Origin of the sequence: Streptomyces sp. NPDC060194 (assembly GCF_042728285.1) — a bacterium.
In the GTDB taxonomy this organism is placed as follows: domain Bacteria; phylum Actinomycetota; class Actinomycetes; order Streptomycetales; family Streptomycetaceae; genus Streptomyces.
Genome location: NZ_JBHWZH010000044.1, coordinates 32,140 through 42,679 on the forward strand (window position 1 = coordinate 32,140; position 10,540 = coordinate 42,679).

Genomic DNA, 10,540 nt, shown 5'->3' on the forward strand with positions numbered 1-10,540 from the left:
CGCAGGGCGGGTATGCGACATCTGCGCTTGTCGCAGGGGTCGCGGTGGACCACCGTGGCCGGCATGACCACTTCGCACACGATCGCGGTGCTCGGCCTGGGGCGGATGGGCGGCGCGATCGCGACCCGCCTGGCCGCCCGCCACCAGGACGTCGTCGGCTGGACCCGCTCCGCGCGCCCGGCAGGCACCTTCAGGACGGCCGGCACCCCGGCCGAGGCCGTGGCCGGGGCGGAGGTCGTCCTCCTCGCGCTGTTCGACGGCCCGGCCTGCGCCCAGGTGCTGGACGCCGTCCGCGGTGCGCTGCGGCCCGGCGCGGTCGTGGTGAACACCGGCACCGTCGCGCCCGCCGAGGCGGCCGGGATGGCCCGGAGCCTCGGGCCGGCCTACGTCCACGCGCCGCTCATCGGCTCCGTGCCGGCGGCGGCCGCGGGTTCCCTGCAGATCCTCGCCGCCGGTGATCCCGCCGCGCTCGACCGCGTCCGGCCCGTCCTGGCGCACCTGGGCACCGTCCGGCCCGCGTCCGACGCGGCCGCCGCGGCCGCGCTCAAGCTGGTCGCCAACAGCAGCCTCGCCGGGTCCGTCCTCGCCCTGCGCGACGCGCTGCTGCACGCCGACGCGCTCGGGGTGCCGCGTGCGCGGGCACTGGACGTGCTCGAACTCGGCCCGCTCGGCGGGCTCGTCGCCCGTAAGCGGGCATTTCTGCGCGGCGGGGTGGAGACGGACGGGGGGTCGGCGACGGGTGGGGGCGCGCGGTGCGTCGCGGACACGGACTCGCGTCCGGGCGCGGTCACGGACCCGGGCGCGGGATGCGACCCGGGCTCGGGCTCGGTTCCAGGCCCGGCCGAGTTCACGGTCGGCACGTTCCCGGGCGCGGACTCGCGTCCGGGCGCGGACCCGGGCGCGGGCCCGGGCGCGGGATGCGACCCGGGCACGGGCTCGGCTCCAGACCCGGCCGAGTTCACTGTCGGCACGTTCCCGGGCGCGGACTCGCGTCCGGGCGCGGACCCGGGCGGGGGCGCGGGCGCGGGATGCGACTCGGGCTCGGGCTCGGCTCCAGACCCGGCCGAGTTCACGGTCGGCACGTTCCCGGGCGCGGACTCGCGTCCGGGCGCGGAGCCGGGCGGGGGCGTGGGCGCGGGATCGAGCCCGGGCTCGGGCTCGGGCTCGGCTCCAGCTTCCGCCGAGTTCACGGTCGGCGCGCTGGCCAAGGACATGGCGCTGCTCGCGGCGGCGTCGGGAGCGCCGGTGCGGAACGGGATCGGCCTGGTCGGCGAACTCGTGCCTCAGGACGCGGACTTCGCCGTCGCCGCGACCCTCCCCGCACCCGACGACGCCGTGCTCGAACCCCTCCGCGCCTACGTCCGCGGGCACGCCACCGGCGACCCCGCGCACTTCCGCGACGCGTTCCTCCCCACCGCCCACATCGAGGGCCTCCACGACGGCGCGTTCACCTCCTGGGACCTCGACGCGTACTGCGCCCTCTTCCCCGGCCGGCCCGCCCCCGACGAGGCGACCCGCGTCCGCCGCGTCGACACGCTCGACGTCCACGGCTCCGTCGCGACCGCCACCATGATGCTCGCGCACGGCCCGGACCACTTCACCGACGTCTTCCTCCTCGTCCGCGCGAACGTCGGAGGCGACGGCGACGGTGGCTGGCGCATCGCCAACAAGGCGTACCACCGCCACCGGTAACCTCCACCGCCCGCCCTGCCGGGACGACCCGGCCTCCGCCTCCCTCACCTCCGACACCGTCGGGCTCGACCGACCCCCTACGCCCTGCACGGTTCAGGGCTGATCCGCGCACGGTCGAGCGCGCCGGGGATGTGGAACGTGGTGCTCAGTACGTGCGGAGCTGTCCCGGTCGGACGAAGTAGAAGCCGCGTGGGGCCTCGGGGCGCACCGTCGCCGCGCCCGTCGGAGGGGGCGGGGCGGGGAGGTCGACGAGCAGTGAGCGCGCCTCGATGAGGACGCGGCCCGCGAAGCGGTGCGGGCTCATGGGGAAGAGGTGGGTGGCTCGGGCGAGCCGCCCCAGCCCGGCGACGACCTGCCCCGGTGAGACCGGGCTTCCCCCGATGTTCAACGGAAGGGAGAGGAACAGGTTGAAGCCCGCCCGCGCGCCGGGGCCTCCCCACAGGACGACGGTGACCCGCGGCTCCTCAAGGTCCGGCACGCACCCGCGGACGTACGTGCCCTTGAACAGCGGCGCGTCCGTGTACCGCCAGAGCGCGGCCGCGACGGCACACTGCCGCGCGGGCAGATCGTCCGGTGGGACGGCGACGGATCGACGGGGCACCCGGGGCCTCCTCGTCAGACGTTGAAGACGGCGATCCTCCCCCGCGGACGGTTCGCGGGGGTGCGGGTGGGCGTGGACACGCCGCAACCGACGCTGCCGGTAGGGGGATTCGGTCGCAGAACACCGGGCACGTGGATCAACGTGACCGGAGCCGGACCGTGTGTGACGACCTCACCCGGAGGAGTTGGTGGAGACATGGGGCGATCCGTCTCGCGGCAGGGGCCGGCGGCACCCAGAACCCCTTCGAGATGCTCGCCAACCTCGCGGTGGTCGTTCTGATCCTCGCGGTCATCCACTGGTCCGGCAAGAGGAACAAGTAGGCCCGGTGGTGCGGTCGTTGCCGTGCGCACGGGCCGAGGTGAGGCCCGGCCCGAGCGCCGGGCACCGCCGCCACGAACCAACGAATCACGGAGGTCCGAAATGACGATCGCGGTGCTGTGCCTGTTCATCGTCCTGGCGCTGGTCCAGGTCGTGAACCCCAAGCTGCTCTGGCAGGCCAACCGCCCGCTGCAGAAGCCGTTCGTGAAGGACTACGACGCGACCGAGCCGTCCCGCGCGGGGTACATGATGAACCGCGCCGTCGGCGTGGTGGTGCTCGTCGCCGCGATCTTCATGCTCGTGACCGCGCTCTGACGCGACAGCGGTCGCGGCCCCGCGCGGGTCGGCCGATCCGCGGGACCGACCCGGCGCTCGCGTGCGACGCGGCCGTCACCCCTCGCTGCGGGCGCGTGCCTCCTTCAGGAGTTGGATGCCGAGGTCGGCGTGGCCCACATGCCGCCCGCCGGCAGGATGGCGCCGTCCATCGTCCATGCGGCCCGGACGCCGCCCCACCGCCCTCGCGCCCGCAGCACGCGGTCGGGCGGCGGGGCTGCCTTCACCTCGTCGGCGACGCCCAGGGGTTCGAGGACGTGCGCGCGCAGCAGCTCCTCGTACGGTCGCCCCGCCGCGGCGACGAGGGCCGCGCCCAGCACCGCGTAACCGAAGTTGGAGTACTCCGCGCGCTCACCGGCGGGACTCGCCGTCAGGCGGTCGAGGCTGATGAGCATGCCGCCGAGCACCTCCTCGGTGAACCGCGCGTACGGGTCGCTCCGGGGCCCGTGCACCCCCGGGGGCAGGCGGGGCAGGCCGGAGGTGTGCGCGGCCAGGAGCCGGAGCGTGATGCCCGTCCCGGGTGCGGCGGGCAGCCACCGCTCGACCGGGTCGTCCAGGCCCAGCAGCCCCGACTCGGCCATGCGGACCAGGGCCGTACCCGTCAGCACCTTCGTGAACGACCCGATCTCGACGAACCGGCCCGGGTCGTGGCCGTGTTCGACGTACGGCTCCCGCCCGGAGCGCAGCACGCACAGCGGGACGGTGCGGCGGAGCGTCGGCGGGCTCATCCGGTGGCCTGCCCCTCCGCCGACGGCACCCCCTGCGTCCCCCGCGGCACGATGGGGAACCGGGTGTGCCGGACGCTGCCGCCGAACACGGCCGCGCCCCCGTAGACCGGCTCGTCGCCCCCTTCGGCTCCGGACAGGTGCACGCCGACGCGGCTCGAGTCGCGGCCGCGTTCCTGGGCGACGGCCTGCGCCGGGGCGCTCTGCGACGCGCGGGCCATCGTGACCGCCGGCCGTCCGGGCACCTCGACTCGTGCCCTGGAGACGTCGTCCTCCCGGCTCACGGTGCCGAAGTCGTGGTGTCGGAGCACGCTCATGGGTTTCCGTCCCCTTGGGCTCGACGGCGCGGCGTCGCCCGCTTCACAGGAGGTGATCGGCCTTGCCGGCCTTGATGTCGGCGATCATCTGGCGGAGGGCGTCGTGGGTGTCGGTGAGGTAGACGTCCTCCGCGCCGTTGAGGGCGATGTAGGCGTTCCCGTCGGCGTCGACGCCGAGGCGGAAGCAGTTGACGGCTTCGGCGCAGAAGGGGTCGGACCAGGTGATGTCGGGCATGCGGGCTCCTAGAGTTCGCCGGCGAGGCGGGCGATGAAGGTGCGGGACTCCTCGGTGGTCAGGGCGACGGCGGCTGCGGCGTCGAGCTGACCTCGGTACTTCTGCAGCTGGTCGGCGTCGTCGACGAACTCGGGGCCGTGGGTGGCGTCGAGCGCGACGGTGTCGAGGGCGGGGACGGCGCCCTCGACGTAGGTGACGGACTGCCCGGCTCCGGGGAATCCACCGGCTTTGAACGGGATGATCCGCAGACTCACCGCCCTGCGTTCGCTTGCGCCCAGGAGGTGACGGAGCTGGCGGCGGACCACGGCGGGGCCGCCGAACTCCATGCGGAGGGCGGCCTCGTGGAGGATCACGTCGAGCTGCGGGGCGGGTGGGCGGTCCAGGATCTGCTGGCGTTCGAGCCGGTGCCGGAGGCGTGCGTCCGCATCGGCGCCGGAAAGGGGCGGGTAGGCCGCCGCGAAGACGGCGGTTGCGTGGTCCGGGGTCTGCAACAGGCCGGGGAGGTGCACCGTGAGGCAGAACCGGATGCGGGGGGCGTGCCACTCCAGTTCGGCGATGTCGGCGAATCGTTGCGGCAGTTGCCCCCGGAAGCGGTCCCACCAGGCCTGGCCGCGCGCGACCGTCATCTCGGCGAGCGCATCGGTCAGGTCGTCGTCGGCGCAGCCGTAGGTCTTGGCGAAGAGGCGTACCCGCTCGGCACTGACGCCGGCCCGACCGGCCTCCACACCCGTGACGACCACCCGTTGGATGCCCATCTCCTTGGCAGCCCGGTCAGCGGTGAGTCCGGCCGCCACCCGCAGCTTCTGCAACTCGACCCCGAGTCGGCGCTGGCGCAGCGTCGGGTTGCTCCTCGGCGGCATACACCCCTCCTGGCGGGTCGAGTGCGCTCAGTCTGCCCCCAGGGGCGGGTCCAGCCAAAGGGGGACGACATGTAGTCCCGGTGCGCTAACCTTCTGTAACGCGACGCTCACGCAATCGAGTTGAAGCGCACCGCACCGCGCTGCCCGCACGCTCCCTCCCCGGGAGGGGCGGCTCGGTGCCCGGGGAGGCAGGCCACTGCTCGGGCGTGCGTCGCGAACCGGAGCGCACCCGTCAGCAAGGGAGCTGGCCATGTCCGTACCCACCCACGCCCCGACCCCGCTCGCACTCACACTCACCCTGCCCGGCGTCCCCGCGTCCGCCGGGATCGCGCGGGTCGCCGTCGGCGCGGCGCTGCGGCGGCACGGGATGCCGCGGTGGCTGCCGGTCACCCGGCTGGTGGTCACCGAACTCGTCGCCTGCGCGGCCCGGTCGGGACGGCGCGACGACCTCCGCATCGAGCTGCGCGCCGAAGCCGTCGGCCTCCGCGTCACCACGCACGACACCTAACCCGCCGCCCACCGCCACCGCGGGCTGTGGCTCCTCGCCGCGGCCGTCGACGACTGGGGCGGGAGCTGGGGCGTCGCGGACCGGCTGACGTGGGTGGAGCTGCCGCGCTGAGTGTCGGTGCGGGCTGCGATCGTGGGCCGCATGGACGAGCTCGTGGAGCGTGTGGACGCCGAGGACCGCGTCCTCGGGGTGGTCAGTCGGCGGGACGCCGTACGGGAGGGTTGGCTGCACCGAGTCGCCGTGACGGTGTGCCGCGACGGGCGGGGCCGGTACCTCGTGCACCGGCGGGCCGAGCACCTGTCCCGCTTCCCCGGCCACTGGGAGCTCGGCGTCGGCGGCGCGGCGGCGGTCGGCGAGTCCTACGAGCAGGCGGCGGCCCGCGAATTCGCCGAGGAGCTCGGGGTGCGGGCGGCCGTCCGCCTGCGGTTCACGTTTCTCAACCGCTCCGGCCTCAGCCCCCACCGGCTGGGCGTCTGCGACGCCGTCCTGTCGCACGCCCTCACCCCCGACCCGGCCGAGGTCGCCGCGCACACCTGGCTGACCGGGCCCGAGCTTCGGCGGGCCCTGCGGCAGTGGACCTTCACCCCCGACAGCCGGGCCGTCTTCGCGCGGTACCGCGGTGACGCGTCGGCGGAGGAGCGGCCCTCGCGAGGGTCGGCGGAGCGCGGTGGAGGCAGCGAGCCGGATGGGCACGCGGCGCCTTCACCGCCCGACGCATGACCGATAAGTCATGTAGCGTGGACGCATGACCGAGCAGACCGTCTTCCAGCAGCTGCAGGAGTTCGCCGCGCACTTCGAGCCGCCGCCGCCGTTCGGTCCGCACGTCGAGATCAGCAACGGGCAGCTCGTCATGATGATGAGCCCCTCGGGTGCGCACGATCTCAACGCCATGCGGATCACGAACCAGCTGGCCCGGCAACTCCCCGAGGATCTGGCCGCTTACACCGCTGACATCGAGCACCCCCTGGCCGCCAAGATGCGTCGCCCCGACGTCGTCGTCGTGGAGGAGGCGGCCATGGAGACGGCAGGTGCGGTCGACGCGGGAGCCGTGTCGCTCGTGGTGGAGGTCGTCTCCCCCTCCAATCCGGAGAACGACTACGTGGACAAGGTCCGCGACTACCCGGTCATGGGCATCCCGCACTACGTCATCGTCGATCCCCGCCGCAGCACCTGTGTGCACCACTGGGCGATCGAGGGCGGGAAGTACACGAACACCGTGAACTACAAGTTCGGCGACAGGATCCCCATCGGAGACTGGACTCTCGACACTGGCGCTCTCCACCCGTACGGCTCGGAGGGGGAACGATGACCAGCGCCGAGCTGGTGCGCGGATGGCGCACGGCGCGCGGGCTGTCGCAGGCCGAACTCGCCGAGCGCGCGGGGACCGGGCAGGCGGTCATCTCCCGCATCGAGTCGGGCAAGCTCAGCCCGGGCCTGCAGGTACTCGAACGGCTGGCGGCGGCGATGGACTGCCGCTTGGTGGTGGACTTCGCGCCGAACGGCTGAGCCCTGCGGGTTCGCCGCGCAAGGGGCGAGCCGCCCCGCGGCGTGAGGGCGAGGTGGGCCGCGTACGGGGACGCCGTCGGCGGCCTCGCCGGCTGGGTGTGGCTCGCCCGCGGGCGGCCCGTGTCCGCCCCTCGCGCGCTCACCAGTCGAGGTCGATGACCTGTTTGACGCAGAGGACGAGGAAGAGGAGGCCGGCCGCGGTCAGCATGACGTTGCTGAGGAGGCCGTTGCGCCATTCCGCGGGGGTGCGGGGGGTGTTGAGGAGCCAGAGGAGGGTGAGGGCGAGGAAGGGCATGAAGAACGCGCCGAGGACGCCGTAGACGACGACCAGGCCGAAGGGCTGGTCGAGGAAGAGCAGGCCCATCGGGGGGAAGGTCAGCCAGAGGAGGTAGGCGCGGAAGGGGAGGGAGCGCTCGCGCTTGCCGGCGGCGACCTCCTCGGCCATGGACCCGCGCGCGGCGGGCACGGCGGGCCCGTCCGTCGGGGGATGCGCCGGGCCCGGGGTCGGCGCCGCGCCGGCCCTCTCGCGGCGGATGCGCTCCACGAAGTCCGCGAACATCAGGCTGACGCCCTGCCAGACGCCGACGAGCGCGCCGAAGGACGTGGCGAAGAACCCGATCAGGAACAGGTTCGCCGTCACCGCGCCGAAGCGGTCCTCCAGGATGTCGCCGAGCTGGACGAGGCCCTTGTCGCCGGTGGTCAGCGCGATGTTCGACGCGTGGAGCAGCTCCGCGCCGATGACGAGCATCGCGACGACGAACACGCCCGTCGTCACGTACGCGACCCGGTTGTCGAGCCGCATGACCTTCATCCAGCCCGAGTCCGTCCACCCCTTCGCGTTCACCCAGTAGCCGTACGCGGCCATGGTGATCGTGCCGCCGACGCCGCCGATCAGGCCGAGCGTGTAGAGGAGGGAGCCGTCGGGGAGGGTGGGGACGAGGCCGGCGAGGGCCTCGCCGAGGTGCGGGGTGACGCGGACGGCCACGTAGACGACGACCAGGAACTTCATTCCGATGACGACCGTCATGAACTTCTCGAAGACGGCGTACCGGTTGAACCACACGAACGCGAGGCCGAGCACGCCGCACAGCATCGCCCAGACGCGGACGCTCGGGCCGTCCGGGAACAGCGCGTTGAGCGGGAGCGCACTGGACGACATCGCGGTCGCGCCGTAGACGAAGCCCCAGACGACGACGTACACGGCGAAGTAGTACGTCGTCCACCGGCCGAGGCTGCGCCAGCCCTCGAAGAGGGTCCTGCCGGTGGCGAGGTGCCAGCGGCCGGTCGCCTCCGCGAGGGAGATCTTGACCAGGCAGCCGATCACCGCGGCCCACAGCAGCGTGTACCCGAACTTGCTGCCCGCGATCAGCGTCGCGACGAGGTCGCCCGCGCCCACGCCCGTCGCCGCGACGACGATGCCGGGCCCCACGTACCGCCAACTCGCCTTCCGCAGCACGGGCTTCGCCCCGTCGCCCTGCCGTGCGCTCCCCCTCGTCGCGTCGCTCACGTGCGCCTCGCTCTCCGCGGTCGTCCTCGGTGATCCACTTCATGAGAACGCCCGACGCGGGTCGCGCACAAGGGTGCGGGGCGGCGGGGAAGCGCGCCCGGGACGGTCCTAGACCAGCAGGCTGACGAGTGCCGCGACCGCGAAGCCGGCGACGGAGAGGACGGACTCGAGGACGGTCCAGGACTTGAGGGTGCCGCGTTCCGAGATGCCGAAGTACTTGGAGACGATCCAGAAGCCGCCGTCGTTGACGTGGGAGGCGAAGATCGAGCCGGCGGATATCGCCATGATGACCAGGGCGAGGAAGGCCTGGGAGTGGCCGCCGTTCTCGACGAGCGGGACGACGATCCCGGCCGTCGTGACGATCGCGACCGTCGCGGAGCCCTGGGCGACGCGCAGGACGAGCGAGATCAGGTACGCGAGCACGATGACCGGCAGGCCGAGGTCGCTGAAGGTGTCCGAGAGGGCCTGGGCGACGCCGCTGCCCTGGAGGACCGCGCCGAAGACGCCGCCCGCGCCGACCACGAGCAGGATGTTGGCGACCGGCTTCAGCGACGACGTCGAGACCTGCTCCAGCGACGTGCGCGACCAGCCGCGGCGGATGCCGAGCAGGTAGTACGCCATCAGGAGCGCGATCGTCAGCGCGACGAAGGGGTGGCCGAAGAACTCGATCACGCTGCGGAGTGTGGAGAGTTCGAGGACGATGGACGAGAACGTCGCCGCGAGGATCAGCAGCAGCGGGGTGCCGATGATCGCGAACACGGTGCTCAGCGGGACGGGAGCCTCGTGCGGGGCGCGGCCCGCCGCCTCCTGCTCGGCGAGCACCGCCGCCTTCGCCTCCTCGGCCGCCTCCACCATGTCCTGCGGGACCGGCACGAACAGGCGGTTCCCGATCCACACCGCGTACGCCCACGCGGCCAGCACCGCGGGGACGCCGACGACCACGCCCATCAGGATGATCCAGCCCAGGTCCACCTCGAACAGTCCGGCCGCCGCGACCGGGCCCGGGTGCGGGGGCAGGAACGCGTGCGTCATCGACAGGCCCGCGAGCAGGGGCAGCGCGTAGAGCAGGATCGACCGGCCGCTGCGCTTCGCCGCGGCGTACACGATCGGGGCGAGGACGAAGATCCCGACGTCGAAGAAGACGGGGATGCCGAAGATGACGCCCGTCAGCCCCATCGCCAGCGGTGCGCGCTTCTCGCCGAACAACGTGAGCAGGCGGCTCGACAACGCTTCCGCGCCGCCCGACACCTCGAGTATCGCGCCCAGCATCGTGCCGAGTCCGATGATGATCGCGACGTGGCCCAGGATGCCGCCCATCCCGGTCTCGATCATCGAGACGGCGTCCGACTTCTGGACGGTCCCGAACAGTTCCGTCACCGACAGGCCCGCGGCGAGGCCCACCGCGATGCTCACCGTGAGCAGGGCGACGAACGGTTGCAGTCTGACCTTGATGATCAGCACGAGCAGCAGGGCGATCCCGGCGGCGGCGACGGTGAGGAGACCGGCGGTGCCGGGGATCAGGGCGAGGAGGCCGCCGGTGTGTTCTGCGGCGAGGGGCATGGTCGAACTCCGTTCGAGAGGGGCGGACTTCGTCGCGGGGAGGTGGGTTTTCGTGGGCCGGTGGGAGGGCTTGCTGCCTGGCTCGTCGTGCGGCACGAGTGCGCGTGCTCGGCGCGGCACGAACCACTCGCCCGGCTGGCGGGGGGCGTGCCCCTTCGCCTTGCCGGCGGGCCGGGGGCGTGCCCCTTCGCCTTACCGGCGGGCCGGGGGCGTGCCCCTTCGCCTTACCGGCGGGCCGGGGGCGTGCCCCTTCGCCTTGCCGGGCGGGCGGTGGCCCAAAAATTTCAGCCCGGCCGGCGTTTGAGGCCACCGGGCGGAGCCCGGTATCCGCGGCGGAGCCGCGAGCGGGGGGTTTGCGGGGCGGCACGCCCCCTCGCC

14 protein-coding genes are annotated in these 10,540 nt (G+C 73.3%); 7 read left to right on the top strand and 7 right to left on the bottom strand.

Annotated features, from left to right (window positions below; translation table 11 throughout):
* Window positions 1–12 precede the first annotated feature (12 nt).
* The gene (locus ACFWEG_RS12710; RefSeq protein ID WP_387213051.1) at window positions 13–1,692 is read left to right on the top strand and encodes a nuclear transport factor 2 family protein; all 1,680 of its coding nucleotides are present in this window, start codon (window positions 13–15) and stop codon (window positions 1,690–1,692) included.
* Between the two features lie 145 nt (window positions 1,693–1,837).
* Here the strand turns inward: ACFWEG_RS12710 and ACFWEG_RS12715 are convergent, their stop codons facing one another.
* Window positions 1,838–2,293, bottom strand: a complete 456-nt coding sequence (locus ACFWEG_RS12715; RefSeq protein ID WP_387213054.1) for a hypothetical protein — start codon at window positions 2,291–2,293, stop codon at window positions 1,838–1,840.
* A gap of 158 nt (window positions 2,294–2,451) precedes the next feature.
* On the opposite strand from ACFWEG_RS12715, the gene ACFWEG_RS12720 reads away from it, so the two are divergent.
* Together ACFWEG_RS12720 and ACFWEG_RS12725 are read left to right on the top strand one after the other, a co-directional pair.
* Window positions 2,452–2,613 (top strand): hypothetical protein, encoded by a 162-nt coding sequence (locus tag ACFWEG_RS12720; RefSeq protein WP_387213056.1) that lies wholly within the window; start codon window positions 2,452–2,454, stop codon window positions 2,611–2,613.
* Between the two features lie 100 nt (window positions 2,614–2,713).
* Window positions 2,714–2,926, top strand: a complete 213-nt coding sequence (locus ACFWEG_RS12725; protein ID WP_387213059.1) for a DUF6199 family natural product biosynthesis protein — start codon at window positions 2,714–2,716, stop codon at window positions 2,924–2,926.
* A gap of 104 nt (window positions 2,927–3,030) precedes the next feature.
* Here ACFWEG_RS12725 and ACFWEG_RS12730 read toward each other — a convergent pair whose 3' ends face one another.
* Genes ACFWEG_RS12730 through ACFWEG_RS12745 form a run of 4 tightly spaced genes read right to left on the bottom strand, consistent with a single transcriptional unit; the run spans window position 3,031 to window position 5,081 of the window.
* Window positions 3,031–3,672, bottom strand: coding sequence for a serine hydrolase domain-containing protein (locus ACFWEG_RS12730; protein WP_387213062.1), 642 nt, complete (start codon window positions 3,670–3,672; stop codon window positions 3,031–3,033).
* The gene (locus tag ACFWEG_RS12735; RefSeq protein ID WP_387213065.1) at window positions 3,669–3,986 is read right to left on the bottom strand and encodes a hypothetical protein; all 318 of its coding nucleotides are present in this window, start codon (window positions 3,984–3,986) and stop codon (window positions 3,669–3,671) included. The genes ACFWEG_RS12730 and ACFWEG_RS12735 overlap by 4 nt, the downstream gene beginning before the upstream one ends.
* Before the next feature lie 43 nt (window positions 3,987–4,029).
* The gene (locus ACFWEG_RS12740) at window positions 4,030–4,221 is read right to left on the bottom strand and encodes a hypothetical protein (RefSeq protein WP_387213068.1); all 192 of its coding nucleotides are present in this window, start codon (window positions 4,219–4,221) and stop codon (window positions 4,030–4,032) included.
* An 8-nt stretch (window positions 4,222–4,229) separates the two neighbouring features.
* A complete protein-coding gene (locus ACFWEG_RS12745; protein ID WP_387213071.1) occupies window positions 4,230–5,081 on the bottom strand; it encodes a helix-turn-helix transcriptional regulator in 852 nt (283 codons plus the stop codon).
* A gap of 250 nt (window positions 5,082–5,331) precedes the next feature.
* Between ACFWEG_RS12745 and ACFWEG_RS12750 the strand changes: the two genes are divergently transcribed.
* The 4 genes from ACFWEG_RS12750 to ACFWEG_RS12765 all read left to right on the top strand — a co-directional run bounded on the left by ACFWEG_RS12750 (window position 5,332) and on the right by ACFWEG_RS12765 (window position 7,095).
* Window positions 5,332–5,589, top strand: coding sequence for a hypothetical protein (locus tag ACFWEG_RS12750; protein WP_387213074.1), 258 nt, complete (start codon window positions 5,332–5,334; stop codon window positions 5,587–5,589).
* Window positions 5,590–5,730: 141 nt separating this feature from the next.
* A complete protein-coding gene (locus ACFWEG_RS12755; protein WP_387213077.1) occupies window positions 5,731–6,309 on the top strand; it encodes an NUDIX domain-containing protein in 579 nt (192 codons plus the stop codon).
* Between the two features lie 25 nt (window positions 6,310–6,334).
* Window positions 6,335–6,898, top strand: a complete 564-nt coding sequence (locus ACFWEG_RS12760) for a Uma2 family endonuclease (protein WP_387213080.1) — start codon at window positions 6,335–6,337, stop codon at window positions 6,896–6,898.
* Window positions 6,895–7,095 carry a helix-turn-helix domain-containing protein gene (locus ACFWEG_RS12765; protein ID WP_387213083.1) on the top strand — a complete coding sequence of 67 codons (201 nt, stop codon included), beginning with the start codon at window positions 6,895–6,897 and terminating at the stop codon, window positions 7,093–7,095. Before ACFWEG_RS12760 ends, ACFWEG_RS12765 begins: the two co-directional genes overlap by 4 nt.
* A gap of 139 nt (window positions 7,096–7,234) precedes the next feature.
* On the opposite strand, the gene ACFWEG_RS12770 is transcribed toward ACFWEG_RS12765, so the two are convergent.
* Together ACFWEG_RS12770 and ACFWEG_RS12775 are read right to left on the bottom strand one after the other, a co-directional pair.
* On the bottom strand, window positions 7,235–8,602 hold the full coding sequence (locus ACFWEG_RS12770) for an Nramp family divalent metal transporter (RefSeq protein ID WP_387213086.1): 1,368 nt from the start codon (window positions 8,600–8,602) through the stop codon (window positions 7,235–7,237).
* 108 nt (window positions 8,603–8,710) lie between these two features.
* Window positions 8,711–10,162: a GntP family permease gene (locus ACFWEG_RS12775; RefSeq protein ID WP_387213089.1), complete on the bottom strand. Its 1,452-nt coding sequence runs from the start codon at window positions 10,160–10,162 to the stop codon at window positions 8,711–8,713.
* Window positions 10,163–10,540: the final 378 nt, after the last annotated feature.